Origin of the sequence: Geodermatophilus amargosae, from assembly GCF_041028265.1 — a bacterium.
In the GTDB taxonomy this organism is placed as follows: domain Bacteria; phylum Actinomycetota; class Actinomycetes; order Mycobacteriales; family Geodermatophilaceae; genus Geodermatophilus; species Geodermatophilus amargosae_A.
Window position 1 is genome coordinate 114,949 of the sequence record NZ_JABGCW010000008.1, and the last position, 24,221, is coordinate 139,169.

General features: G+C 72.7%; 18 protein-coding genes and 1 pseudogene. 8 read left to right on the top strand and 11 right to left on the bottom strand.

Annotated features, from left to right (window positions below):
- Positions 1-671 precede the first annotated feature (671 nt).
- A complete protein-coding gene (locus HLV61_RS11155) occupies positions 672-2,558 on the bottom strand; it encodes a M28 family peptidase (RefSeq protein ID WP_369255318.1) in 1,887 nt (628 codons plus the stop codon).
- A gap of 344 nt (positions 2,559-2,902) precedes the next feature.
- On the opposite strand from HLV61_RS11155, the gene HLV61_RS11160 reads away from it, so the two are divergent.
- Complete coding sequence (locus HLV61_RS11160) at positions 2,903-3,964, top strand: M4 family metallopeptidase (RefSeq protein WP_369255320.1); 1,062 nt, start codon at positions 2,903-2,905, stop codon at positions 3,962-3,964.
- 12 nt (positions 3,965-3,976) lie between these two features.
- Here the strand turns inward: HLV61_RS11160 and HLV61_RS11165 are convergent, their stop codons facing one another.
- Both HLV61_RS11165 and HLV61_RS11170 read right to left on the bottom strand, forming a co-directional pair.
- On the bottom strand, positions 3,977-4,279 hold the full coding sequence (locus tag HLV61_RS11165; RefSeq protein ID WP_369255323.1) for a protealysin inhibitor emfourin: 303 nt from the start codon (positions 4,277-4,279) through the stop codon (positions 3,977-3,979).
- Positions 4,280-4,728: 449 nt separating this feature from the next.
- Complete coding sequence (locus tag HLV61_RS11170) at positions 4,729-6,555, bottom strand: hypothetical protein (RefSeq protein WP_369255325.1); 1,827 nt, start codon at positions 6,553-6,555, stop codon at positions 4,729-4,731.
- A 329-nt stretch (positions 6,556-6,884) separates the two neighbouring features.
- Here HLV61_RS11170 and HLV61_RS11175 point away from each other — a divergent pair, with 329 nt between their 5' ends.
- Positions 6,885-8,576 carry a GMC oxidoreductase gene (locus tag HLV61_RS11175; protein ID WP_369255326.1) on the top strand — a complete coding sequence of 564 codons (1,692 nt, stop codon included), beginning with the start codon at positions 6,885-6,887 and terminating at the stop codon, positions 8,574-8,576.
- Positions 8,573-10,123 (top strand): patatin-like phospholipase family protein, encoded by a 1,551-nt coding sequence (locus tag HLV61_RS11180; protein ID WP_369255328.1) that lies wholly within the window; start codon positions 8,573-8,575, stop codon positions 10,121-10,123. The genes HLV61_RS11175 and HLV61_RS11180 overlap by 4 nt, the downstream gene beginning before the upstream one ends.
- Before the next feature lie 7 nt (positions 10,124-10,130).
- Here the strand turns inward: HLV61_RS11180 and HLV61_RS11185 are convergent, their stop codons facing one another.
- The 3 genes from HLV61_RS11185 to HLV61_RS11195 form a co-directional block, all read right to left on the bottom strand.
- A complete protein-coding gene (locus HLV61_RS11185; protein ID WP_369255330.1) occupies positions 10,131-11,126 on the bottom strand; it encodes an endonuclease/exonuclease/phosphatase family protein in 996 nt (331 codons plus the stop codon).
- Positions 11,127-11,293: 167 nt separating this feature from the next.
- Positions 11,294-12,400: an eCIS core domain-containing protein gene (locus tag HLV61_RS11190; RefSeq protein ID WP_369255332.1), complete on the bottom strand. Its 1,107-nt coding sequence runs from the start codon at positions 12,398-12,400 to the stop codon at positions 11,294-11,296.
- Positions 12,401-12,793: 393 nt separating this feature from the next.
- Positions 12,794-12,958, bottom strand: a complete 165-nt coding sequence (locus HLV61_RS11195; protein WP_369255334.1) for a hypothetical protein — start codon at positions 12,956-12,958, stop codon at positions 12,794-12,796.
- 52 nt (positions 12,959-13,010) lie between these two features.
- Here HLV61_RS11195 and HLV61_RS11200 point away from each other — a divergent pair, with 52 nt between their 5' ends.
- Positions 13,011-13,673 carry a phosphotransferase gene (locus HLV61_RS11200; protein ID WP_369255335.1) on the top strand — a complete coding sequence of 221 codons (663 nt, stop codon included), beginning with the start codon at positions 13,011-13,013 and terminating at the stop codon, positions 13,671-13,673.
- 163 nt (positions 13,674-13,836) lie between these two features.
- On the opposite strand, the gene HLV61_RS11205 is transcribed toward HLV61_RS11200, so the two are convergent.
- Entirely contained in the window at positions 13,837-14,721 is an 885-nt protein-coding gene (locus HLV61_RS11205) for an alpha/beta fold hydrolase (protein WP_369255337.1), read from the bottom strand.
- A 56-nt stretch (positions 14,722-14,777) separates the two neighbouring features.
- Between HLV61_RS11205 and HLV61_RS11210 the strand changes: the two genes are divergently transcribed.
- Complete coding sequence (locus HLV61_RS11210) at positions 14,778-15,266, top strand: MarR family winged helix-turn-helix transcriptional regulator (RefSeq protein WP_369255339.1); 489 nt, start codon at positions 14,778-14,780, stop codon at positions 15,264-15,266.
- A gap of 507 nt (positions 15,267-15,773) precedes the next feature.
- Here HLV61_RS11210 and HLV61_RS11215 read toward each other — a convergent pair.
- The 4 genes and pseudogenes from HLV61_RS11215 to HLV61_RS11230 form a co-directional block, all read right to left on the bottom strand.
- Positions 15,774-16,247 (bottom strand): annotated as a pseudogene (locus HLV61_RS11215) (enoyl-CoA hydratase-related protein); the annotation flags it as partial.
- A 27-nt stretch (positions 16,248-16,274) separates the two neighbouring features.
- Complete coding sequence (locus HLV61_RS11220; protein ID WP_369255341.1) at positions 16,275-17,318, bottom strand: phosphotransferase family protein; 1,044 nt, start codon at positions 17,316-17,318, stop codon at positions 16,275-16,277.
- A gap of 1 nt (position 17,319) precedes the next feature.
- Positions 17,320-18,294 carry an acyl-CoA dehydrogenase family protein gene (locus HLV61_RS11225; RefSeq protein WP_369255343.1) on the bottom strand — a complete coding sequence of 325 codons (975 nt, stop codon included), beginning with the start codon at positions 18,292-18,294 and terminating at the stop codon, positions 17,320-17,322.
- The gene (locus HLV61_RS11230) at positions 18,284-19,204 is read right to left on the bottom strand and encodes a crotonase/enoyl-CoA hydratase family protein (protein WP_369255345.1); all 921 of its coding nucleotides are present in this window, start codon (positions 19,202-19,204) and stop codon (positions 18,284-18,286) included. Before HLV61_RS11230 ends, HLV61_RS11225 begins: the two co-directional genes overlap by 11 nt.
- Before the next feature lie 715 nt (positions 19,205-19,919).
- Here HLV61_RS11230 and HLV61_RS11235 point away from each other — a divergent pair.
- The 3 genes from HLV61_RS11235 (at position 19,920) to HLV61_RS11245 (ending at position 24,096) form a co-directional block, all read left to right on the top strand.
- The gene (locus HLV61_RS11235; protein WP_369255347.1) at positions 19,920-20,894 is read left to right on the top strand and encodes an NAD(P)H-dependent flavin oxidoreductase; all 975 of its coding nucleotides are present in this window, start codon (positions 19,920-19,922) and stop codon (positions 20,892-20,894) included.
- A gap of 582 nt (positions 20,895-21,476) precedes the next feature.
- Positions 21,477-22,514, top strand: a complete 1,038-nt coding sequence (locus HLV61_RS11240; protein WP_369255349.1) for an LLM class flavin-dependent oxidoreductase — start codon at positions 21,477-21,479, stop codon at positions 22,512-22,514.
- 586 nt (positions 22,515-23,100) lie between these two features.
- The gene (locus HLV61_RS11245; RefSeq protein WP_369255351.1) at positions 23,101-24,096 is read left to right on the top strand and encodes an alpha/beta fold hydrolase; all 996 of its coding nucleotides are present in this window, start codon (positions 23,101-23,103) and stop codon (positions 24,094-24,096) included.
- Positions 24,097-24,221: the final 125 nt, after the last annotated feature.

Here is a 24,221-nt window from a genome sequence, read left to right on the forward strand (position 1 = left end):
GGGGAGAAGCCCTCGGGGGGTGTTCGTCGGACGCGGTGGACAGGACGAACTGCTCGACGGCGGCGGCGCCCGCGAGGGTTTCGAGGACGCGATCGAGGAGATCGACGCTCCGGATCGGAGCGAGGGTCCACCCAGGCTCGGGATCGACCCCGAAAACCACGTGGAAGGTGTGGGGGGAGGTGCGCAAGCGGTGCCGGCGCCGACGCCGCCGCGGAGCTCGGCGCTGCACGGTCGCACCAGAGCCGACGGCAGGAGCTCCAGCTCGAGATCCAAGCGCAGATCGAGGCCCTCCGGCCGCAGGCCGAGCGGATGTCCGCGGACGACCCGACGCGCTCGGCCGACGCGGTCGTGCACCGACGGCGTCGAAGACCCAGGTGAACACGGGCAACGAGTAGAGGAAGACCGACCCCCCGGCACCGTTGCGCTCGTAGGACCGGTCGGGCTGTCGCGGGAGCATTCGTCCCGGAGTGCGGAACCCCTCCGTCGGCCGGTACCTCGATGGTGGAGGTCACCGACGAGCACCCCATCGAGTCGATCGAGATCACGCCTGTAACGCCGTAGGCCGCGACGATCGCCCACCCCGCCGTCGAGGCCGCTCGTGGACGTCATCCCCGCGGCAGGAGCGGTGCGTCGGTGAGTAGGTCGAGCGGTCACGAGGGGAGTCGGCGTCGTCAGCGCGTGGCGGTGACCCAGGCGGCGGCGGTCACCAGCCGGGCGATGTCCGCCGCGTACCCGCCGTTGACCGAGACGTCCGTGGGCATGTGGTACTGCGGGTTCATCTCGGCCGGAGGGGCACCGGGACCGGGGCCGGCGAACAGGTCCTCCGAGGCCAGGCAGGCGGTGTATCCCTGCAGCTGGAAGCTGTGGTGGTCGCTGCGGCCCTCCGCCGGGTCCCACTCGCCGTCGTGGGGGTAGAGCTGGGGAGCCGGCAGCGTGGGGGAGACCTGGGGGACCAGTTCTGCGATGGTCCGTGCGAGCGCCAGTGACCGCTCCTCGACCGCCGTCGAGCCGCTGAAGCCGGCGTGCAGCTCGAAGGTCCGATCGGGCAGATCGTCCCAGCCGATCATGTCCATCTGGAGGACGCCGACGATCGGGGTGCCGAGGAGCGCCTGGTCGCGCGCGTAGGCGAGGCTCCCGACGAGCCCGTGCTCCTCTGCGTTGAACAGGACGAACCGCACGGCCCGGCGCGGCACCCCGAGCGCGGCGTCCAGCGCCCGGAACGCGCCGGCGGCGGTGAGCACCCCGGCGGTGCCGCTGCCGTCGTCGTCGGCTCCCGGGGCCGGGTCGACGTCCGGCCGGTACCCGGGGTGCCGGGCGCCCGTGGAGTCCATGTGCGCCGTCACCAGCACGACACCGTCGAGCCCGGCAGCGGGAAACTCGGCCTCGACGTTGGCCAGCTGCTGCCCCTCGTGCGGGAAGCAGTGCCGACGGACGACGAAGCGCCCCTGCCCAATCCCTTCCAGGTCGGCGGCGAGCGCGGAGACGGCCACCCCGTTGTCGGGGTGTTGCACGTGCCGGCTGGTGATGACGGCACCTCCGTCGGCGGGTTCGGCTCCGGTGTACCGCGCGAGGTGGCCGGTGATCTCCTGCGGCCGGACCGTCGCCTCGAGGATCCGCTGCTCCTCGGCGGTGACCCTTGGCGGGACGGTGGTCGCCGCTGCACGGGCGGTGAGGTCCCCGACGCGCCCCGACGCCGGGGCGGGCGCCGTCAGCTTGAGGTGGTGCCCGTGCCGGGCGGTGGGGAAGTGGTAGGTCTCCACCGATCGCCCGGCCGGGACGGCGACCACCAGCCCCTCGTCGGTCGAGGACAGGACGGTGCGTGCCAGGGGCCCGGTCCCGAGGACGTCGCTCGAGCTCCCGTCCGGGACGAGGAAGCCGCTGCTGAGCTGGCGGTCGTCGCGCAGGAGGTACAGCTCCGAGGTGAGCGGTTCGTCCTCCACTCCCAGGCGGTCCACCCGGAAGCCCAGGGCGTCGAGTCGCGCAGCGGCCGACGTCGTCCCGATCGCGTAGACCGTGGTGCCGTCCCGGCCGGTGAGGTGCACGGGCAGGAGCGGCAGGTCGCGGAGCGCGGCCGGCCAGTCCTCGCCGACGCCGGCCGGGGGAACGGTGACGCGGAGGTAGCGCAGGGGTGCCTGTCCGTCGAGGACCGCCAGCGCGAGCCGGGGATGCGGCGCCACCAGGAGCCCGGCCCGCACGGCCTGCCCGCGCTCGGCGGCGTCTTCGCCGACGAACAGGACGCGGTCGACGACGCCTGCACGCTCCCGGGCCTGCTCGAAGATCGCGGGGGAGTCCTTCGGGCCGTAGAGCTCCAGCTCCGGGGTGAGGAAGCGGCGCAGGCCGGCGAGCTCGAGGGCGCGGCCGATGTCCTCGGGAGTGAGTGGGCCGGGATCCGAGACGACCCCCAGGCGGACGCCGCGCCCGCGGAGTTCCTCCAGCACGCTCCAGACGTGGGGGTACACGAGGAGTCCCTCGACCCGGTCCCCGTCCGGGGACAGTGTGACGGAGGCCAGGGTGCCTCCGATGTCGAAGAGGACGACCGTGCCGGCCAGCGGCTCCATCACCACTCCTGACGGCTCGGGGACGGTTCCCGTGACCCTGGAGGTCCCGGGTGCGGCTCCACGGCACGCGGTGCCCGGACCGACAGGGTGCGGGAACCGCCGTCACGGACGCGTCACGGCTCGCCGCTCGCCTGCCGGCCCATCCGGGATGCGGTCGGCCGGCGCTGTGGTCCTGTCCCGTCGCGCCGGTGATGCGGCGATGACGGTGCGGTAACGCCTCCTCGGGACGCTGTCCTCGCACGTGACGGGAGCCCGGGGTGACCGGGGCGCGTGCGAAGCGGCCGTCGTGCGGGTGCCCGAGGTCCGAGCGCGGCCATCACCTCTCCGCCTGCAGGAGGCCGTCCATGTCCAGCCGTCAGAGTCAGGTGCACTGCTCCTTCGTGCCGCCCATGGTGCTCGAGCACCTCGCGCGAGCCAGCGGGACCGACACGCCGGATCCCGGTGCGGCGCAGCGCACCGCGGTCGTCAGCCAGCAACTGCGCGGGCTGCGGCAGAGCGCGTCGCCCGATCTGCCCTCGGCGCTCACCGGGGTGGTGCAGCCCCGTCCCGGCAAGGGGGACCGCGCCATCTACGACGACCAGAACACCTGGGAGTTCGACAAGGAACTGGTGCGTGGCGAGGCGGATCCGGCCGTCGGGGCCCAGAACGTGAACCAGGCCTACGACTACTCCGGAGCGGCCCGCGACTACTACAAGACGAGGCACGGTCGTGACTCGCTCGACCACAACGGGATGACGGTCAACGTCAACGTCAACTTCGGTGTGGACTTCCTCAACGCCTTCTGGGACGGCATCCGCCTCGTCCTGGGCAACGGCGACGGGCAGATCTTCGTCGACTTCGCCGCGTCACCGGACGTCCTCGGTCACGAGTTCTCCCACGGCGTCGTGCAGTTCACCGCCAACCTGGAGTACTGGGGCCAGTCCGGCGCGCTGAACGAGTCCTTCGCGGACGTGTTCGGCAGCCTGATCGAGCAGGACCTCAAGGGTGAGGACTTCGAGTCGGCCAACTGGCTCGTCGGTGACGAGATCATGGCCCCCGGCCTCTACGGCGAGGCACTGCGGTCCATGGCGCACCCGGGCACCGCCTACGACAACCCGCTCATGGGGAAGGACCCCCAGCCCGACCACATGAACGGGTACTACTCCGGACCCGAGGACAACTACGGCGTCCACATCAACAGCGGCATCATCAACCGCGCCTTCTACCTCACCGCGCAGGAGCTGGGCACCGAGGGCGCCGGCCGCATCTGGTACGCGGGCCTGCAGAACCTGTGGCCGACCGCGGTCTTCACCGACGCGGCCCAGGTCCTGAGCGCCCAGGCCCGCATCCTGGCTCGGGACGGGGTCGTCGAGCGTCAGGCGACCCAGGTGGTGCGCGGCGCGTTCCGGACCGTCGGCGTCCTGTAGCCCCGCCGCGGGCTACGTCCGCTGGAGCACGAACTGGATCAGCGGACGTAGCTCCGCGGGGACGTCGGGGTCGTGGAGGCGGAGGCGGACGTGCTCGCCCGCCCGCGAGATGGAGATGTCGTACTGGAAGGCGTCGGGCACCGGCCGGGTCCGTCCTGGTGGGATCCGGAGCGCCTCGAGATCGAGTCCGTCGACCAGCTCTGCGAGCCTCCGTGCGTCCTCCGGGGGGAGTGCGTCGGTGTCCGCGGACCGGGAGGTCATCAGCCCGCCGAAGCCACCCGTCCGTGTCACCTCGACCTGGATCCGCTGCGTCACGACCTCGTCCACCTCCGTCGGGGATGCACCGACCAGTACGCCGCAGCCGGTGGCCGACCCGAGTGCGATCAGCACCGCCGCGAGGCGGGGCAGGAGCCGGTGCGTCGCTCCCCGTCGCCTCGCCCTCGTCCCGGCGTTTCCCCGCCGTCCGTCGTGGGCACCGTGCTCCCGGTGTGTCAGCCGGCCCGCGGAGAGCAGATGTCGATCGAGCCCCCGACCGATGACGCCTGGGTGCTCCGGACGGTGGTCAGCTCGCCGTGCTGGTCGTGCGGCACCGCCGTGACACGCAGCATCCGGCGTCGTCATCAGGACCACCGCCACCTCAGCTGGTCGTGCGACTCCTGCCACACCACCTGGTCCGGTCCGGGCGAGTGCACGCCAGGGTAGCGGTGGATCCGCCACCGGCCCGGCGCTGCTGACGCGGCCGCCGCCCGTCTCCCGACGCGCTCTCATCCCGGTCCCGACCGCGCCGTCCGTGGGACGGGGACGGGCGGCTCGATGAGGAAGGGCGTCAGCGGCCCGTCGACCGGCTCGAAGCGCTCGCGGTCGCCGGGGGCCCAGTCCCCCCGGCGGTCCCAGTCGCGGGGGACCCGCGGCAGGCCGATCGGGTAGACGGTCAGCGTGCCGTCGGGTTGCAGGCGCAGGCGGAGGAAGTCGCGGCGGTCGGGGATGGCCTGGCCGGCGAAGAGCTCGTTGCTGTTGAACCTCCACCGGTCCACCACCAGGAGGTACACCGCCACCAGCTCGGCCGCCAGCACCCCGCCGACCACGAAGACCAGCGGGACGACGGCGAGGAGCAGCCAGCCGCCCGGCACCACAAGCGCGGCCAGCGCGGTGACGGCCCGGATGACCAGCACGGCCAGGGCCAGGTGCAGCAGCCCGTGCACCAGGCCGACCACCCGCCCGCGCCACCGCCGCGCCTGCTTGGTGAAGGCGACGGCTCCGCCGAGGACCACGCCGCAGAGGACGAGCGCGGCCACGCTGTCGACCAGGCCGCCGGCGAGGCGCCCCAGGCCGGCCTCGCGGAGCGCCAGGGCCATGGCCCGCAGGTCGTCGACCAGGCCGCGGGCCGGTTCCCGCAGCGCCGCGCCGACGGCCAGGGCGAGCAGGACGTGGACGCCGCCCAGCAGGGCGGCGAACGACGGCGTGCTGAACGGCAGCCGCAGGATGCCCCGGCCGAGCCGCCGGGAGTCGTCCTTCTCGGGGTAGACGCGGTGGCACGCGTACCCCGTCGAGGGGCTCTTGCTCCGCGCGGTGCTCTTCTCCGGCGGCACGACGATCGACTCCGGCAGGTGGTGGGTGGGAGCGAGGAAGGCGCCGCCGCCCCCGGCCGTGATCTTCTGCGCGCCGTCCTCCGCGCCGTAGCGGGAGTAGTGGTGCCTGTCGCCGGTCAGCGCCAGCCGCACGCTGGCGCCGCGGGGGCGGACCACCGTCCGCTCGAAGAAGTCGAGGGTCGCGTAGGCCTCGACGTCGTCCTCGGACGCCGCCACCCAGCTGGGCTTGGCCGTGCACAGGAGGACCGCGTCGCCCGGGCACAGCTCCCGGGCGATCTCCTCGAAGTAGGCGAGCTGCGCCTCGTCGAGGTAGGTGTCGAACTGGATGTCGATGCCCCACAGCCACCAGCCGGCCGACAGCTTGGTGGCGAAGTAGCTGCGGGCCTGGCCACTGCGCCATCCGCCGATCGACCGGCCCTGGCAGAAGGTCCGCATGAACGCCGTCAGCCCGTCGTACCAGTCGTGGTTGCCCGGCACGGCCTGCAGGTGGAGCGTCTCGCCCGCGGGCGGCTGGGGGAGCGCGGCCCGGTAGGGGCCGATCAGCCGGTTCTCGTACTCGTCGACGTCCGCGGCCGGATAGCACTCGTCGCCGCCCATGACCAGCAGCCGGCCGCGACGGGTGTGTTGGGCCGGGCGACCCGGTGGCGCGACCTCGAGCTCGGGGCGGGAGAGCAGGGCGGCCACGGCGTAGGTGGCGGCGAACCCGTCACCGAGGTCGGAGACGTAGTCGATCCACAGGTCGCCGTCGGCGTCGCTGAGGTCGAGGTAGCCGTGGGCGTCGATCCTGCCCATCAGCTCGCGCTTGTCGTTGTACTCGCCCAGCACGGCGCTGACGACCACCTTCAGGCTCGTCTGCAGCAGCAGGCGCGGCTCCAGCCAGCGGGTGGCCGGCCGGCGCGTGAACGAGTCGGCAGGGTCCTCGGCTGCTGCCGGGGGCGGCGGCAGGTGGCATGCAGGCGCATCCGCGTCGGCAGGCTGCTGCCCGTCGTCGGTGGTGGCCATGTGCGGCTCCTGGTGTCCTCGGCGGACGGGGTCACCCGGTGGAGCGGGGACGGCGTGGAGTCTGCTCGCGGGGAGGACCGCCGTGGATGATCGCCCGCCCTGCGTCACGGCGGCGCCACCGCCCGGTCACCGGGACCGGCGGTGGCTCGGCCGACGGTCTCGCGCGCGGGGGCGCCGGTGACGGTGCGGTGACGCCTCTCCTCCTAGCGTCCGTCCGGACGGATCGGACAGTGCGGTGATCGGAGTGCCTCGTGCTCGGACGCCGCGCCGCCTCCCCTCGGAGTCGCGATGGACGCCAGGCCGCCGCACGGGATGCGGGAGCTGCGGTGGTGACCGGTGACCGGACCGACTTCGACGTCGTGGTCGTCGGGTCCGGCTTCGGTGGCTCGGTGATGGCGTGGCGTCTGTCCGACGCCGGCCTGGACGTCTGCGTCCTGGAGCGCGGCAAGGCGTATCCGCCCGGCTCCTTCCCGCGCTCGCCCCACGACATGGCCCAGAACTTCTGGGACCCCAGCGAGGGCCGGCAGGGGCTGTTCGACGTCTGGTCGTTCTCCCGCATCTCGGCGGTGGTCAGCAGCGGGCTCGGTGGCGGCTCGCTGATCTACGCCAACGTCCTGCTGCGCAAGGACCCGGAGACGTTCGTCTCCGAGCCGCTGCCCGGCGGTGGCTCCGAGGACTGGCCGGTCACCTACGCGGACCTGGAACGCCACTACCGCGCGGTCGAGCAGATGATGGACGTCCACCCCTACCCGTTGCAGGTGGCGCCCTACGACCGCACCCACAAGGCGACGGCCATGCAGCAGGCGGCCGGCACCCTGGGGCTGGACTGGCAACTGCCGAACCTCGCGGTGACCTTCGGCAGGGACGCGGACCGGCCGGTGCCGGGCGAGCAGATCCTCGACCGCGGGTACCCGAACCTGCACGGACTGCCCCGCTCGACGTGCCGGCTGGTGGGCGAGTGCGACATAGGCTGCAACTCCGGCAGCAAGAACAGCCTCGACCACACCTACCTGTCCGCTGCGGTGCACCGGGGCGCCGTCATCCGCACGCGCTGCGAGGTGCGCGGCTTCCAGCCGGTCGAGGGCGGCTACGCGGTGGACTACGTCGAGCACCACGACACCGACGAGGGACTGCCCGTCCCGAGCGACCGGCTCCCGGTGCACCGGCTCACCTGCCGCCGGCTCGTGCTCGCCGCCGGCGCGCTGGGCAGCACGTACCTCCTGCTGAAGAACCGTTCGGTGTTCCCCCGGCTGTCGCCGATGCTGGGCGCCCGCTTCTCGGGCAACGGCGACTACCTCGGCTTCGCCGCGAAGGCCCGGTCCCGGGACGGCGGAGTGCGCCGGCTGGACCCCACGTTCGGTCCGGTCATCACCACGGCCACCCGGCTCCCGGACGGGGCCGGCGGGCGCGGGGCCTACGTCGAGGACGCTGGGTATCCCGAGTTCGTCAACTGGCTGGTCGAGGAGGGCCTCCTCTCCCAGACGGCCGGGTTGGGACGGTTCCTCCTCGAGCGTGGGATCGCCCGCCTCACCCGCCGGCCGAGGACGTCGATCGGTTCCCCGCTGAGCCGGGTGTTCGGACGCAACACCCTCGGGGTCACGTCGCTGCCCCTGCTGGGCATGGGCCGTGACGTCCCGGACGGGTGGATGCGCCTGCGCGGCGGCTACCTCGACGTCGACTGGCGACCGGCGGCCTCCCGCGCCTACCTGCGGCGGGTCGACGGCGCCATGCGCGACCTCAGCGCCGCCATGGGTGCCCGGTACGTCAACCCGCTGTGGTGGCTCAACCTGCTGGTGACGGTGCACCCGCTGGGTGGCTGCCCGATGGGCACCGGCCCCGACCGCGGCGTGGTCGACTCCCACGGGCGCGTGTTCGGACATCCCGGCCTCCACGTCGCGGACGGATCGGTGATGCCGGGGCCGGTCGGCGCCAACCCGTCCCTGACGATCGCGGCGCTCGCGGACCGCTTCGCCGAGCGCCTGGTGGACGAGGCGTCGCACCGACCCGGGAGGCAGCCGTGAGCACGACCCGGACGGCGGACCGGCCGAAGCGGGCGCTGATCCTCGCCGGCGGAGGACTCAAGGTCGCGTTCCAGGCCGGCGTCCTGCAGGTGTGGCTGGACGAGGCGGGGCTCACCTTCGACGACGCCGACGGCGCCAGCGGCGGCGTCTTCAACCTCGCGATGTACTGCCAGGGGATGACCGGCCGCCAGATCGCCGACAACTGGCGGCTCGCCGACCCGAAACGGGGCATCGCCCCGAACTGGAGGGGGCTGGCGCGCGGGCCGTTCGCGCCCTCGCTGTTCACCCTCGACAAGTACCGGCGCAACGTGTTCCGGGACTGGGGACTGGACTGGGACCGCATCCGCTCCAGCCCCCACCGCGCCACGTTCAACGCCTACGACTTCAGCCGCAACCGGCTGACCGTGCGGGAACCGGCCACGCTCGACGAGGACTTCCTGGTCGCCGCCGTCTCGCTCCCGATGTGGTTCCCGCCGGTCGTCATCGACGGGGACACCTACATCGACGCGGTGTACATCACCGACGCCAACCTGGAGGAGGCCATCCGCCGCGGCGCCGACGAGCTCTGGGTCGTCTGGACGGTCAGCCAGCAGCGGGTGTGGCGTCCCGGCTTCCTGGCCCAGTACTTCCAGGTGATCGAGACCGCCGCCAACGGCCACTTCCAGCGGGTCCTCGACCGGATCGCGGCCAGCAACGCGCTCGGGGACAGGGGCGAGTTCGGCCGCCACGTCGAGGTGAAGGTGCTGCAGGCCGAGGTGCCGCTGCACTACCTGGTCACCTTCAGCCAGGACAGGGTCGCCGAGGTCGTCAACAGGGGGGTGCGGGCCGCGCGGGCGTGGTGCGCCGAGAACGGGATCGCGGTCACGCCGGCGGTGGAGGCCCCGGCACCGCGCACGCGGCTGTCGTTCACCGAGGGCATGTCCGGGTGGTTCGGCTTCGGGGAGACCGACCCCCGGCGTGGCGCCCTCCACGGCCGGGACCGGGGGACCCGGCTGGCGTTCCGGCTCACCATCGACGTCGACGGGGTCAACCGCTTCCTGCTCGACCCGCTGCACGAGGCCGCGGTGCACGGCCGGATCGACTGCGAGGCCCTGGGCGGACGGCTGCCCGTGACCGGTGGTGGCTTCAACCTCTTCGTCCAGCAGGACGTGACCGGGCACCAGCGGATGTACTACCGGCTGCACTTCGCGGACTCCGCCGGCCATCCGCTGACGCTGCTGGGGCACAAGGACGTCCGGGACGACGCCGGACGCGACCTCTGGGCCGACACGACGACGCTGTACCTGCGCATCCTGCAGGGCCACGTCGTCCCCGCCGACCCCGGCCACGCCGACGGGCCGGCGCAGCCGGGCGGTGCGGACGGCGTGGTCGGGGCGGGTGTGCTGCGCTTGACGCCGCTGGACCTGGCCCGCCAGTTGACCACGGTGCGGGCGTACGCCCCGACCGCCGGGGAGCGGGTCGAGGTCGTGCGGCGGTTCGGGCAGCTCTTCCTCGGCAAGCTGTGGGACGTCTACGCCCAGGAGGTGCTGTCCTCGTCACCGATCTGACGGACCGTCAGAGGAGGTGGATCTCGGCGACGAGCTGCGCGTGGTCGGAGGCGATCCGGTCGCGCCGGTCGTTGCTGAGCTGGCTGTCGACCAGGTGGTCGTTGAGGTAGCGCAGGTAGCTGACCTCCGCGATGCGCTGCGGATTGCGCTCGTAGAACTCCTGGCTCACCAGGACGTGGTCGAGGTTCTCGTAGTGCCCGTTGAAGACGTGCGTGTAGCTGACGTCGCGTCCGGTGCGGCGAACGGTCAGTTCGTGGGCCGAGTAGAGGAGCCGGTCCCAGTAGGCCCTGCGGTCCTCGGGGTCGCTCGGCCAGAACCTCGAGGGCGAGTCGCCCATGATGACGTCGGTGGTGACCGCACGGACGGCGTCGTTGAGGTCCCCGACCACGATCGTGGGTCGCGCGTTGCCGACGATCTCGTCGAGCACGAGGAAGCGCAGGGCCGCGGCCTCGGCGGCCCTGCGGATGAGCGCGCGCGCCTTGCCGAGGGCCTCCTCGCGGGGATCGTGGTCCGGTGCTCGCGGGTCGCGGATCGGCCGCTTGGACTTCAGGTGGGCGACGAAGACCGTCGAGGTCGTGCCCTCCGCCGGGTCGAGGACGACGGGCGCACGCAGGACGGGACGACTGAACGTGCCGACCGGCAGGCCGACGCCGTCGACCGCCACGTCCGTTCCCGGCGGGAAGTCGGTCACGGCGGTGACCGGCCCGTCGAGCGGCAGCCGGGTGACCAGGCCGAGCCGTGGACCGCTGGAGCCGTCGGCGCCGGGTGCCACGACGGTGGCGTCGGGGAACTGCCCGGACCGCGCGCACACGTCACGCAGGGCCTCTTCGTGGAACACCTCCTGGAAGCCGACCAGGTCCGCGTCCATGAGGCGCAACTGGTTCGCGATCCACGCCGCCTTCTCCTCGTACTCGGCGGCGGAGTACGGCCTCTCGTCGGGGTAGAAGCGCTCGCCGGGCCGGGCGAGGTTGAGGACGTTGAACGTCCCGATCTTGACGTCCACGCCCGACCTCCTCCTGCTGTGACCGGATCGTCGGCCGGATCCGTCACCGCCACGTCACCGCGCAGATCGGCACCGTCCCGACACAGCCCGCCCGCCTCCCGCACGACGTCCCGGGCGGTGGGCGCGTGCGGGTCGACCGGCCCGGTCCGCCGGCGATGACCGGCCGCCTACTGCTTGTCCGGGTGTGGGACGACGTGCTGGGGCTCGGGACGGGGCGGATGATCGCCGCAGTCCGCCTCCGCACCTGCCGCGGTGGTGTTCGGGCAGGACGCGTACATCCTCGGGTAGTCGACCGTGTCCCAGGTGCAGCCGTCGAGCCAGTTGTCGTACTCGAGGCGCCACCTCTCGAACGCCATCCAGTCGTCGATCAGGCCCACGAGCTGGACGCCGGTGATCGACGTCGGCGTGGAGCGCCGCGGCCAGGTCCCCGCCGTGTCACAGATCGCCCGCTCGGCCTCCGCGGCATTGGCCCGGAAGTCGTCGTCGTGCCGTCGCTCGTGCCGCTCCAGATCCCGCGATTCGCAGGACCCCTCGGCCTGCTCACGGGTCAGGAAGACGCGGATCGACGGGGCGGAGAAGTGCACGCGGACGTCGGTGACCCACGAGCGGCCCTCTCGCCACTCGACCCTCCGGTCCCAGCGCAGGTCGGCCCGGAACCTGGTGAGTCCCGCCGTTCGGCCGCTGGCGTCCCCGGCCATCGCCGAGATCTGCGCCGTGGTCCGGGAGCGGTCCGGTGGAGGCGTGGCCGGGATGCCCAGGTCCACACGTACCGGGTAGCCCACGTCAGCGGACGGGCGGGCGCAGACCCGCTGGACCACGGGTGGGCCGTGCAGGGGTGAGATCCCTCCCACCGGCTCGGCGGCCCCGAAGGCCTGGTCGATCTCGACGCCGTCTTCCGCCCGGAGCTCGGACCCGCTCGCCTCGACGCCCTCGACCGCCTGGCGCTGCGGGTGGCTGCGGTCGCCCTGCTGCAGCACGTGAGCCAGCTCGTGGGCGAGGAGGTGCCGGCCGGCCCACGTCGTGGGCTCGTACTCGCCGCGAGCGAAGGTGATGTCGTGTCCGACGGTCAGGGCTCGCGCCTGGTGTGCGGCGGCGACCCGGGCGGCGTGCACGTCGGTGTGTATCCGCACGCGGCTGAAGTCGTGGCCGAAGCGGGACCCGAAGAAGGACCGTGCCTCCGCAGGGAGGGGGCGGCCCCCTCCGGCCGAAGCGGAGGCACCGGACGCCGGAGACGACGTCCCCGGACCATCCGGGATCCGCTCGGGTGCGCTCATGACGAGGTCGGCGACGTGGTCGGCCTCCCGCTCCAGTGGGTCCCCGGGGTGGCTCCCCGAGCGCTCCGCCGCCGTGCGCTCCCTGCTGCCCCAGGTCCGGGCCGTGGGTTCCGGCCTCGTGGGCGGAGACGTCGCGAGCTCCCTCACCGCCGTACACCCCTCGATGCGGACACGGCACGCCTCCGATGCCGGCGACGCCGCTCGGCCTCCCGCGGGCCGGCCGACGTCCGCCGACCTCCAGCATGCTCCTCGTCCGGACGGCACGGGCCCTTCTCCGCGCGTGCGCGGGAGGGGAGTTCCGGGGACAGCTCCAGGAGGTGGCAGCAGGCGGATCGTGACCGTCTCCGTGGCGGTGGGCGGTGGGCGGGACGGGTCCCCCGTGGTCGGGACGCGCTACGTCGTCCCGACGCCGATGTCGAGGCGAGCGGCGGGGGCGGCGCGGCCCTCATCGTCGCGACGGTCACGCAGCATGCCGTCGGGGGTGCGTCGTACCGCGGCCTGATGGTCGGCAGTGAGGTCGGAGACCATCAGCCCGACGATCGGGTTGCTGCGCCACATGGGCTGCCTGCAGTCCCTCGGCGCACAGGGGGCACGCTCTAGCGTCGCCGTCGTGGAGATCGGTCCTCTGCTTGCTTCAGGCCGCGACGCGGACGTCTTCGAGTACGGGCCGGGACGAGTGCTGCGGCGCTATCGCCGCGGTGGCGACACCGCTCACGAGGCCGACGTGATGCGTCATGTCGCTGCGTACGGCTACCCGGTGCCGACGGTGCTCTGGGCCGGCGGGCCGGACCTCGTACTGGAGCGGCTGCACGGGTCGACGGCGTTGCACGCGCTGCTCGACGGCACGGTGGGGCCCGAACCGACAGGGGCCCAGCTGGCGGACCTGCACCGGCGACTCCACGTCATCCCGGCGCGGACCTCGCCGGCGCCGGGACGTGTCGTGGTGCACCTCGACCTGCATCCGGACAACGTCATGTTGACCGCGCGCGGTCCGGTCGTCGTGGACTGGCGGAACGCGGACGACGGCTCAGCTGACGTCGACGTCGCGCTGACCGCCGTGATCCTGGCCCATGTCGCGGTCGACACTCGCCAACCGCGGGCGCCGTTGGCGCGCCGTTGCTTGCTGGCGTTCCTGGAACAGACCGAGCAGTGGCCTGCACGCGCACTCACTGCTGCCGCCGCCTTCCGAGCCGCCGACCCAGCGCTCGCCTCGGACGAGCGCGCTCTGCTCGACCGGGCGATCGACCTCGTCGCGAGCTCCTGCCGCCACTGAACCTGTCCGTCCCACCCTCCCGCTACCGCGACGCCGCCGACGCCGGGTGGCCGGCTCCGAGTGGAGCGCAAGGGGACCCGCGAGAGGCCCGGCGATCCTCGGGCGCGGAGGCATGGGCAGGGCCCGAGGTGCTCGCGCTCCGCTTCTGTGGTTGCGGTGTCCGTCAATCCCGGCGCGGTTCACGGCTCGCCGGCTCGCCATGGCTGCCGGCGAGCACTCCGGGTGGAGCGCGCCAGAAGGCGATGATGATCTGAGCGAGCAGCGGGGCCGACCGGAGCAGCGGCTCCACGTGCCCGCCTCCCGGAACGGTGATCGTGGTTGCCCGGTGCATGGCGCGGACGGCGGCTCGTGCCTGCTCGGGCCGCCAGAGCGGGTCGTCGGCAGCGGCGATCATGAGGGTCGGGACCGTCACCGCCGGCAGCATCGGCGTGAGATCGGTGCGTCGGAGCGAGATGCACGTCATCGCCCGAGCCATTCCTCGGCGGTCGGCGCGCCGGAACGCATCGGCCACCAGCTGCGCGTCCTCGGGGTCGGGGTGCGGGCTCAGCAGTCCGCCGTGCGTGAGGGTCTCGACGAAGGGTCGGATCGGCCCGAGGAGTCGGTAGACCGGGATGCTCGCGCGCATCTGTCGCCGTACCGCCGGCTCCAGGGCATGGACGGGGGCGCAGACAGCGGTCAGGGTCCGGCAGCGATCCGGCTCGGACGCGGCGAAGGCGGCACCGACGTGACCACCCCAGGCGTTCCCGAGCCAGTCCACCGGCTCCGTGACGCCCGACTGGTCGAGCACGTCGGACGCGGCGCCGGCGCAGTCGTCGAGCGTGTAGTCGTGACCGGCATCCCCGCTCGAGCCGTGGCCTGGACCGTCGACGACGATGAGCTGCCGCTCCGCGGCGAGTCGGCTCTCCATCCGTTGCCAGGTGGTGGAGTCGACGAACAGGCTGTGCCAGAGCACGGCCGGCGGGCCCGAGCCGACTTCCCGCACGCGGAGGGCTCCCAGCCGCGTGGCGATCCTCCGGCCGCTCGGCGTCTCGGTGTCGTTCGGCGACATCCCCACCATCTCCTTCGGCAGCCGAAGTTTCGGTGTCCGAACTATCGTGTCGAACCGTGCCGACGTCAAGAGATCTCCCGAGCGACCGCCCGGCCATCGGCCAGCTGCTGGTGAAGCTGCTGGGTGAGTTCCGGAAGGAGCTGTCCGCCGCCGGCGAGGACCGGGGCTACAACGATCTGCGGGAGCCGCACATGCACGTCTTCGGCAACGTGGGCATCGACGGAATCCGGCTGACCGAACTCGCCGCTCGTGCGCAGCTCGGCCTTGCCACCATGTCGGAACTGGTGACCGAGCTGGAGCGATCGGGATACCTGGAGCGCCGTCCCGATCCCGCCGACGGCCGCGCCCGTTTGATCTACCCGACGTCGCGGGGGCGGCAACTCCTGGACGACGCCGGTGACCGGGTGGCCGAGATCGAGCAGCACTGGGCAGCGGTGGTCGGACGAGCGGAGTTCGAGCGCACCTGCCGCGTTCTGGCCCGACTGCTCGGCTCGCTGACCCTCGCCGGACGAGAAGCGCAGCGCGGAGGAGACCCCACGGGCTGACCGGCACCGTCGGTCCGCGTTGTGCACCCGGGTACCAGCATCGCTCCTGTCGGTCGCCGGTGCACCCGTCAGGGACGGGCACGGCCCCGAGATCCGCGTCCGACCTCCACAGTCCCGTCCAGCCGGTGCGCTTCGTGGCGGCGGCCAGCCTGTTCGACGGCCACGACGCCGGGATCGAGGGTCGTGCGGCGCCCGCTCCAGGGCCAGGGCGTCGAGGTGGCGGACCTGGGGCTGCTGGAGCAGATCGGCCCGTGACGCCTCGCTGAGGCGGTGCTGCGGCCCCGGAGGAAACGCGTCCGGACGGGACCGCCGGGTCAGTATCCGCTCCACACCGGCTGCTGCTTCTCCGCGAAGGCGGTGGCGCCATCCAGCGCGTCGGCGCTGGAGAAGACGGTCCGCATCTCCTGCTCCGGCAGTCCGTACACCGCACGGTCCCACTCGGCGCCGGCTCCGGTGGCGGCCCGTGCCAGACGCTTCGTCGCGCGCACGGCCGGGGTGGGGGGCGTTGGCGACGATCTCCGTCGCCAGCCCGAGGGCGGCGTCGAGGACCTGCGCCGCCGGCACCACCCGGTTCACGAGTCCGTACCGCTCCGCGACGTCCGGCGGGACGGGGCGGTCGGTCATGGCGTGCTCCATGGCGAGCTCGGGCGGCAGCTGACGGGGCAGCCGGATCAGACCGGCAGCCTCGGCGAAGAGCCCGCGCTTGACCTCGGGCAGACCCAGGGCGGCGATGGCCTTCAGGTCGGCTCCGGCGCAGAAGGCCCGGCAGGAGCCCGTGACGACGCACACCCGGACGTCGTCGTCGCGCTCGATCTCCTCCAGCGCCGCGCCGACCGAACTGGCGAGGTCGGCGTTCACGGCGTCCATCGCCTTCGGCCGGTCCAGGGTGAGGATCGCGATCCCGTCGCGCTCCTCGAGGGTCGAAGCGGCGTCGTCGTCCGTGAGGTCCCGTCCACTGGTCGTCGGGGCGCGGGCCGGCAGGGCTCGTGGAAAAGGGGGCTCGTCGCATCAGAGCAGGGCGAGACCGGCGGCCGCGACGGCGTGCACCTCGTGGTCGAGATCGCCGAACGACTGGCCACCCATGGCGCCGGCTCGCGCACGGACCGACACCCCTTGGGCGATCACCGCGAACTTGAAGTGCGCGAAGGCGGTGTAGAAGGCCAGGTCGCCGAGGTCGGTGCCGGTGGCGGTGGCGTACCGCTCGGCCACCTCGCCGCGGCCGGGGAAGCCCGGGAGCTGGGTGATCCCCGGGGTGAGCGAGGAGACGTTGGGCTCGCCGGGGTGCCGCCAGAACAGCAGGAGCATGCCGAGGTCGGCGAGCGGGTCACCGAGGGTGGACAGCTCCCAGTCGAGCACCGCGTTCACCCGGCCGGGATCGGCCGGGTCGACGACGACGTTGTCGATGCGGTAGTCGCCGTGGACGATGGTGGCCGCCTGCTGCGCCGGGATGCGGGCCGCCAGCCGGCGTCCCAGCTCCTCGACCTCAGGGACGTCTCGGGTGCGCGACTTCTCCCACTGACCGGTCCACCGGCGCACCTGCCGCTCCATGAAGCCGGTGGGGCGGCCGTAGTCGCCGAGCCCCACGGCGTCCTGGTCGACCTGGTGGATCGCCGCCAAGGTGTCGACGAAGCCGAAGGAGAGCGCGCGCCGCTCCTCCCCGGTGCAGGCGAACCCGTCCGGCAGGGTGTCGCGGATGACGTGCCCGCGGACGCGCCCCATGACGTAGCACGGGATGCCCATCAGGTCGCCCGGATCGGCGAGCACGATGGGAGCCGTCGGTACGGGTGTCCCGGCCAGCGCGGACTGGACCCGGGCCTCGCGCAGCATGTCGTGGGCGCTGGGCAGCAGGTCGCCGGTCGGCGGACGACGGAGCACCACCTCACCGGCGGGGCTGCTCAGCAGGAAGGTCAGGTTGGACTTCCCGCCGCTGATCAGCTCCGCGCGCACGTCCGACCAGCGGGGATCGCCCGTCGCCGCGACCAGAGCCGGCCCGAGCCGGCCGGTCGGCACCAGCTCCGACGTCGCCGTCGACGTCCCGGTCGCCGGGCCCACCTCAGATCCGTCCCGACGCGATGCTGCGGCCGATGACGTGCTTCGTGATCTCGTTGGTCCCGCCGAAGACCTTCTGCACCCGGGAGTCGCGGAAGGCCCGTCCGACCGGGTACTCCAGCATGAAGCCGTAGCCGCCGTGCAGCTGGACAGAGCGGTCGACGATCCGGCTCTGCATCTCCGAGGCCCACCACGTGGCCTGCGCGGCGTCGACGTCGGTCAGCTCGCCGGCGTTGTACGCCTCGATCGCCCGGTCCACGAACGACCGGGTCACGTTGAGCTCCGTGGTCATCTCGGCGAGCTCGAAGCGGGTGTTCTGGAAGTCGATGATCGGCTTCCCGATCGCCGTGCGGGTCTTGGTGTACTCGACCGTGTCGGCCAGCACCGCGGAGGTGAGCCCGGCGAAGCCGCGCTCGACCACCAGCAGGGTGAAGCCGCGCGGGCCGCCCTCGGGGTCGGTGCGGCAGACGGTGACGACCACGTCGGACTGGATGCCGGAGGTGATGAACGTCTTCGCGCCGTTGACCACCCAGCCGCCGTCCACCTCGGCAGCCGAGGTGCGGATGCCCTGCAGGTCGGATCCAGTGCCCGGCTCGGTCACGGCCACCGCCATGATCAGCTCGCCGGCGATCATCGGTGGCAGCCAGCGCTGCTGCTGCTGCTCCGTGCCGAGCTCCCGGACGTAGGGGATGAGGATGTCGTCCTGCAGCGAGAACGACGAGGCCAGCGAGCTCGCGAACACCCTGCCGAGCTCCTCGTGCACGACCATCCGGAACCGGTAGTCACCGCCGCCCCCGCCCAGGTGCTCGGGCGCGGTCAGACCGAGGATGCCCTGCTCGGCCGCGGCCAGCCAGACGTCGCGGTCGTTGAGTCGCTGCTGGTCCCACCGCTCGAGGTCGGGTGTCACCTCGCGGGCGACGAACTCGCGGACGACCCGGCGGAACGCCTCGTGGTCCGCGTCGAACAGGTCACGCTTCACCGTGGTACTCCTCCAGGACAGCCGGGTCGAACGCCGGCTCGGGCATCGAGCGGAAGATGTCGGGCAGGTCGGTGCCGACCCGGCCGGGGAAGACGGGGGAGCGCTTCTCCAGGAAGGCGGTGAAGCCCTCCTGCAGGTCGGCGCTGATCCCACGGAGGTTGATGGCCAGCGTCTCCACCTGGTGGGCCGTCATGGGGTGGGCGGCCTCCTGCATGCGCCAGAGCATGCGGCGGGCCAGCGACGCGGAGACGGGGGCGGTGTTGTCGGCGATCTCGCGGGCCAGCGCGCGGGCGGCATCGAGCAGGTCGCCGGGGGCGTGCACACTGCGGACCAACCCCTGCTCGAGCGCCTCGGCCGCCGGGAAGACCCGGCCGGTGAGCACCCACTCCAGCGCCGTCTGCATGCCGACGACCCGGGGCAGGAACCACGAGGAGCACGACTCGGGCACGACCCCGCGCCGGTTGAAGACGAAGCCGAACCGGGCGTCCTGGCTGGCGAGCCGGACGTCGCAGGGCAGCAGCATGGTCGCGCCCACGCCGGTGGCCGGCCCGTTGACGGCGGCGATGACCGGCTTGTGGGACGAGTAGACGCGCAGCACCACCCGGCCGCCGCCGTCGCGACGCATCGGCAGGGACTCCCCGGGGACCTCGTACGTGGTGCCCTCAGGGGCGGTCGCGGAGGTGCGCCAGTTCACGAAGGCGGCGTCGCCGTCGCTCACGTCCATGCCGGCGCAGAAGCCGCGCCCGGCGCCGGTCAGGATGACCGCCCGCACGTCGTCGTCGGCGTCGGTGCGGTCGAAGACCTCGACGAGGCCCGCCTCCATCTCGTCGGTGAAGGCGTTGAGCACCTCCGGCCGGTTCAGCGTGACGGTCGCGATGCCCTCGTCGATGTCCAACTGGACGACGCTCACCCGGTGCTCCTGTCCGCCCGACGCACCGGGCCGCTCAGCGCGCTAACCAAACGCTCGTTCGGGAAATGAAAGCAGCCGTGCCTCCTGATGGCAAGCCGCCGGTCCGACGTCGCCAGCAGGATGCGCCGCCACCCGGAGGGCCGTCGGACGAGCGCTGCCTCCCCGGTGCCGGTAGACCGGTGCCCGTTCCCGGTGGGACGCGGACCTGGCCTCGGCGACGTCCTCGGTCAGGGCGGCTCCGATCTGATCCGGACGCGCGGTCGCGTCCTGGTACCGCATCGGTGGGGACACCACGCCCGACCAGATGTCCGAGCGCTACGCCGGACTCGCGCTCGCCACCGTCCGCGGTCCCGCCCGCCGCGGCGCGCCCGTCTGACCTCGCCCCCGCGTCACCTCGTTCTTGACAGTGGGGACGCGGACTGCCATGTTCCATCAGCCGATCGATCGTTCAGTTTGGTGAGCGGGTGTCGTGTCCTTCCTCCTGCCCGACCGGCGCCTCGTCCTACGACCGGCCCGGAGCGCGCCGACGCCTGAGCGGGATCGCACTCCCGTCGGCACGCACGCGACCACCTCCGTCCTGGAGGGTTCCGGCCTCCTCGCGCGCGTCACCTGCGCCGACCCCGGCGACACCGCGCCCGCACCGGTCGGCTGAGCCGGCCGTACGCGCCCCCGGCGCCGACCGCCTCCGCCCTCCACCACGCCATCGGGAGAGACCATGATCCGCACCGCGTTCACCGAGCTGTTCGGGGTCGAGCACCCCATCTCCTGCGGCGGCATGACTGCCGTGGGCACGGCCTCGCTGATCGGCGCCGTCGCCAACGCCGGAGCGCTGGGCTTCCTCACCGCGCTCACCCAGCCGACCCCCGAGGGCCTGGTCAAGGAGATCGCCCGCACCCGCGACCTCACGGACAAGCCGTTCGGCGTCAACCTGACCATCCTGCCGACCATCGAGCCGGTGCCCTACGAGGAGTACCGGCAGGCGATCATCGAGTCGGGCATCACCGTGGTGGAGACCGCCGGGGCCAATCCGGGACCGCACGTGGAGCACTTCAAGGCCGCCGGGGTGAAGGTCGTCCACAAGGCGGTGTCGGTGCGGCACGCCCTGAAGGCGCAGGCGCTGGGCGTGGACGTGATCAGCATCGACGGCTTCGAGTGCGCCGGACACCCGGGGGAGGACGACGTCCCCGGCCTCGTACTGATCCCGGCCGCGGTGAGGGCCCTGGACATCCCGGTCATCGCCTCGGGCGGCATCGCGACCGGCGCCGGCCTGGTGGCCGCGCTCGCGCTCGGCGCGGTGGGCGTCAACATGGGCACCCGCTTCATGGCGACCGACGAGGCGCCCGTCCACGACAACGTCAAGCAGCAGATCGTCCGCAACACCGAACGCGACACCGTGCTGGTCTTCCGGGAGTTCAGCAACACCGGGCGGGTCGCCCGCAACTCCGTGTCCGAGGAGATCGCCGAGATCTCGCGGCGCCCCGGCGCCACCTTCGACGACGTCGCGCACCTCGCCAGCGGGGCCCGTGGGCGCGAGCGGGTCCTGGCGAGCGGCGACATGGAGGACGGTCTCTGGTGGGCCAGCCAGGCCCAGGGCCTCATCGACGAGGTGGCCAGCTGCCAGGAGGTCGTGGCCCGCATCATGGTCGACGCCCGGACACTGCTCGACGACCGCCTGGGCGTCGTCGGCTGACCGGGCAGGGGTGCGGACCGTGGTGCGGACACGGCCCGGTGGACCGGTCGACCGCCTCGGCCCGATCGGGGTGGGCGCGCTCCTCGGCACGCTCATGGGCACCAGCGGGATGGGCAGCGCCGCGGCCGCGGTGGCCGTCCCGGCGGTCGTGGACCACTACGACGTCCCGGCGGGGCACGGCGTGTGGGTCCTCGCGGCGTACACGCTGATGGTCGCCGTCGGGACGGCGCTCTACGGACGGCTCGGCGACAGCCGGGGCATCCGGGGGCCGCTCGGTCTCGGCGTCGGGCTGCTCGCCGCTCGACGTGCACCGGCACGACCAGCTCAGGCGCCGGTGTCACCGGTCGTCGCCGTCCATGCCGGCAGGTGCCCGCTGGGGAGACGGCGGAGACGGGGCGGGGCTGGCGATGGCACTCCAGGGTCCTCCGGCGGCGGTTGGAGGGATCGACAACCGCGCGATGGGTGACCGGTGGCGACTCCGGACGTCGCCACCCACGCTTGGCCTCGACGAACGCACCGCCTCCGGGGACGCGTTGCGGTCTGGAGCGGCGGAGCACGGTGAGCACCTCGAGGGAGACGCCCGTGAGCGAGAACGACTGCACCTTCGGCCTGTGGTACGACTTCCGGAATCCAGCGCGCTGGGAGCGCTCGTTCAGTTCCCTCTACGCCGAGGCCCTGGACCAGATCGCCTGGGCCGAGTCCCTCGGGCTGGGCTCGGCGTGGCTGACCGAGCACCACTTCGTCGAGGACGGCTACACACCGTCCCCCTTCGTCCTGGCCTCGGCGATCGGCCAGCGCACGAGCAGCATCCACATCGGGACCAATCTGATCGTCGCTCCGCTGCACAATCCGATCCGGCTCGCCGAGGACGCGGCGACCGTCTCGCTGCTCACCGGCGGCCGCTTCGATCTCGGCCTGGGCCAGGGTTACTGGGCGCCGGAGTTCGCCGCCTTCGGTCGCGAGCTCAAGCAGCGCCCCAGCCTGCTCGAGGAGAGCGTCGAGCTGATCCGGCGGGCCTGGTCCGGCTCGCGGGAGCCCTACGCAGGCAAGCGGTTCACCTTCCCCGACCTCGCGGTCACGCCAGTACCGGAGCGGACCCCCCGCCTGCTGGTCGGCGCCATGGCCGACCCGGCCATCGAACGGGCAGCCCGCATCGGTGACGGGTTCCTGAGCACACAGAACGCCCACCAGCAGTCCTACCTGGACGCACTGGGGCGACTCGGCAAATCGGTCGAGGACGCCCGCATCTACGCCGGCCAGTGGGCTGTGATCGCCGAGGACCCCGAGCGCACGTGGGCGCGCATCGGGGAGCACGCGCTCTACCAGATCAACAACTACGTGGCCTGGGGCGCGTTCGGTCCCGCCGACCAGGTGCCCCAGTTCGCCGATCCCGACCAGCTGGTCGCCGGTGGCGCCTTCACGCTGTGGGATCCGGCCACGGCGGTCGACGAGCTGACCGCGCTGCTGCGCGCGCGCCCCCAGATCAAGGACGTCCACTTCTGGGCGCAGCTGCCCGGCGAGTCCGTCGAGAGCGGGTCGGAACGGATCGAGATCCTCGCCACCAAGGTCATGCCGCAGGTGCGGGAGCGATTGGCGGCCGACGCCGTGGACGCCGGGTGAGCACTTCGCTCCTGACCACCGGGCTCCTCTGCCGAGCCTGCGACGTGTCCGGTGCGCGGGAGATGGTCGAGTTCCACGTCGGCGTGGAGGGGTGCACCACACCCACCGGGCAGGACGGGCCCGAGCGGGCCGACTGGCCGAACCGGTGGTCTGCCTGGGGGGCCGCCCCGGCGGTCACCACGTCCGTCTAGACCACCGCCGCCGGCATCTCAGGTCGCACCTCGCGGTCCCGCCGGGGGGACGCGGCGCTGCCCACCGCCCACCTCGGCCTCGAGCAGGGGTGCCGGACGTCGCCGTGCGGGCCGAGGGCCGGGTCATGGTTGCGGACCGGTCGCTGTCGCCCCTGATCGGCGAGGTGGCGGCCGCGGCGCCCGGATCTCGTCGTCGCCACGGACTCCGACCCCGATCCGCCGTGCCGGGCGACGGCCGCAGTCTCCGTGCCCCACGAGCATCGGCACGGACGATCGCTGGCTCTCGTCGCTCACCGGAACGGCTTCGCGCTCCACCTGGACTCGTCCCCGCAGAGCGCTGGCACGCCCCTGCGTCGCTCGAGCGGCTGTCCGAGCACCTGCGTGAGGTAGCCGAGGTGTCCGCCACCGGCGTCGACAGGCTCGACGGGAAGCACGTCCGTGGGCTGTCCCCGGCCTCGGTGTCACCGGCGGGGCGATGCGAGATTGTGGAGATCGACAACCTCCTGCCCGGTGTCCACTGCCTAGTGCGCGCCGACGCCCCTAGTGTCCGACGCAGACCGTTGCTGCCGTTCCGAGCGTGGAGGGAAACCGTGGGCTACCTGGAGGTCGAGGAGACTCGGCGGATCTACTTCGAGCACTACAAGGGATCCGGCCGGCCGGTCGTCCTGATCCACGGCTGGGGGATGACCGCCAGCTGCTGGGACACTGTGGTGCCCGCACTGCTGGCCAACGGCAATGAGGTCGTCACCCTCGACCACCGCACCTGCGGCCGGTCGGACAAGGACTTCGACGACGTCAGCATCGCCGCGATCGGCTCGGACGTCGCCGAGCTGTGCGCCCACCTCTCCCTGGACCGGCCTGTGCTCAATGGCTGGTCCCTCGGCGGGGCGGTGGCCGTCGAGGCGGCATCGCGGCTGGGTTCGGAGATCTCTGGCCTGGTCCTGACCGGTGGAGCCTCTCCGCGGTACACCGCTGCGCCGGACTGGCCGCACGGTGGAGGCGTGGCCGACGTCGAAGGCGTCCTCGCCGGAGTGGCGAGCGACCGTGCCACCACGTTCAAGGCCGTGTCCTCGTCCGTGTGTGCCGTGCCCGTCAGCCCCGAGGTCGTGGACTGGATGTGGGCGATGTTCATGGCGATGGGCCCCCGCGGCGCCGACACGCTGCGGAGTCTCGCCGACGTGGATCAGCGGAAGACCCTGGCGACCATCGAGGTCCCCGTCCTGTTGCTGCACGGCCGCCAGGACGCCTTCGTGCCGTTCTCGGGAGCCGAGGCGGCCGTCGGCCTGTGGCCGGACGCCCGGCTGGTGGAGTTCGAGCAGAGCGGGCATGCCCCCTTCGTCGAGGAGCGGGACAAGTACCTCTCGGAACTGGTCGGCTTCCTGAACCGGTGACCTGTCCGGGGGACCACGTCCGCCCGTGAGTCATCCCGGCCCCGTGCGGCCACTCCACCGCGGCTGTGGTCGCACGGCGCCGCAACATCCGTCCGGAGAAGACCGCGAACACCCTTCCGAGAAGG

Coding starts and splice junctions, on each gene's coding strand:
- HLV61_RS11155 (WP_369255318.1), bottom strand. CDS start 2,558: ATGGAGCCGCTGGCCGGCACGGTCGTCCTCTTCGACATCGGAGGCACC.
- HLV61_RS11160 (WP_369255320.1), top strand. CDS start 2,903: ATGTCCAGCCGTCAGAGTCAGGTGCACTGCTCCTTCGTGCCGCCCATG.
- HLV61_RS11170 (WP_369255325.1), bottom strand. CDS start 6,555: ATGGCCACCACCGACGACGGGCAGCAGCCTGCCGACGCGGATGCGCCT.
- HLV61_RS11190 (WP_369255332.1), bottom strand. CDS start 12,400: ATGAGCGCACCCGAGCGGATCCCGGATGGTCCGGGGACGTCGTCTCCG.
- HLV61_RS11195 (WP_369255334.1), bottom strand. CDS start 12,958: ATGTGGCGCAGCAACCCGATCGTCGGGCTGATGGTCTCCGACCTCACT.
- HLV61_RS11205 (WP_369255337.1), bottom strand. CDS start 14,721: ATGTCGCCGAACGACACCGAGACGCCGAGCGGCCGGAGGATCGCCACG.
- HLV61_RS11235 (WP_369255347.1), top strand. CDS start 19,920: ATGATCCGCACCGCGTTCACCGAGCTGTTCGGGGTCGAGCACCCCATC.